The 1,546-nt window shown below is 65.7% G+C and carries 1 protein-coding gene and 1 pseudogene; one reads left to right on the top strand and one right to left on the bottom strand.

Features of this window, described 5'->3' with window-relative positions; genetic code table 11:
- Positions 1 to 783, bottom strand: a 783-nt coding sequence (locus JMF90_RS36585) for a sigma 54-interacting transcriptional regulator (protein WP_201326297.1), incomplete at its 3' end; no start/stop codon positions are given.
- A gap of 326 nt (positions 784 to 1,109) precedes the next feature.
- Between JMF90_RS36585 and JMF90_RS36590 the strand changes: the two are divergent.
- Positions 1,110 to 1,546 (top strand): annotated as a pseudogene (locus tag JMF90_RS36590) (GntP family permease); the annotation flags it as partial.

The following is a 1,546-nucleotide window of genomic DNA, read 5'->3' on the forward strand; positions in this document are numbered from 1 at the left end:
GTCGAGAAACAGCGTGCCGCGATCGGCCAGTTCGAACTTGCCGACGCGCCCCTTGCGATCGGCGCCGGTGTACGCGCCGGGCGCCGCGCCGAAGAATTCGGTTTCGAGCAGCGTGTCGGGAATCGCGGCGACGTTGACGGTCACGAGCGGCTGCAGCGCACGCGCCGACGCCGCGTGAATCGCGTGGGCGAGCAGTTCCTTGCCGGTGCCCGTCTCGCCGAGCAGCAGCACCGGCGAATCGACTTGCGCCGCGCGGCGCGCCTGGCGCTTGGTCTCGAGGCTCGCGGCACTCGTGCCGACGAAGCTCGCGAACGTGTATTTCGCGCGGCGCGCCTGCGCGAGCGAGCGCTGCGTCGCGATCAGCTGCTGCTGAAGCTGCGCGTAGCGGGAAAAAATCGGCGTGAGGGTCTTCAACTGGTCGAACAGCGCGAAGCCGATCGCGCCGACCGTTTCGCCGGCCTCGTTCTTCAACGGCAGGCGCGTGACGACGAGCGGCTCGCGGCCCGTCTCCATGATGTCGAGCAGGATCGGCTGCCCGGTCGACACGACTTCCCGCATCAGACTGTTCGGGATCACGGCCTCGCAGTCGAGGCCGACGGCCTGCTGCGGATCGGCGAAACCGAAGCGTGCCGCGTAACGCTCGTTCATCCACACGACGCGCGCGTCGCGATCGACGACCACCGTGCCCGCACTCGAATCCTCGAAGGTCCGGAATAGCGACTCGGCGGCGCGCCGCAGCACGTCGCCGTAGTTGACGGGCAGGCGCGCCCAGTCGTTCATCATCGTGTCTTCGTCTCCGTATATTGTCGGCCGGATGTCTCCGGAACGAGACGGATTATCTCACTCTGGAGACACGTCGCAATCCATTGTCGGGGAAAGCCCTGCCCGATTTCGAGGGTCGACCGAACGGCCAAATCGTCTCCAGCTGGAGACGTTTTATGTAGAATCGTCAGACCTGCACCGGCGCGGGCCCGCCGGCCGCCGGCGGGCCCATGTCCGGCGGCGCAATCCGGCCGATGGCACGAAACCTGCACGAACCCGAACTGGTCCGCGGCGCATCGCGCGATCGAACAACAACCAAAGCCATTCCAAGCTTTTAGGAGACTCCCTTGTCTTTCGTGATCGTCCTCGCCGCGCTGGCGTTCCTGATGTTCGCCGCGTATCGCGGCTACAGCGTGATCCTGTTCGCGCCGATCGCCGCGCTCGGCGCGGTGCTCCTGACCGAACCCGCCGCCGTCGCACCGGTCTTCTCCGGCATCTTCATGGAAAAGATGGTCGGCTTCGTCAAACTGTATTTCCCGGTCTTCATGCTGGGCGCCGTGTTCGGCAAGGTGATCGAACTGTCCGGGTTCTCCGAGTCAATCGTCCATGCGGCGATCCGCTACATCGGCCGCTCGCGCGCGAATGCGGTGATCGTCGCGGTGTGCGCGCTGCTCACCTATGGCGGCGTCTCGCTGTTCGTCGTGGTGTTCGCGGTCTATCCGTTCGCGGCCGAACTCTATCGCCAGAGCAACATTCCGAAACGGCTGATGCCCGGCGCGATCGC

Source organism: Burkholderia sp. E168m23 (assembly GCF_016586125.1).
GTDB lineage: Bacteria > Pseudomonadota > Gammaproteobacteria > Burkholderiales > Burkholderiaceae > Burkholderia > Burkholderia orbicola.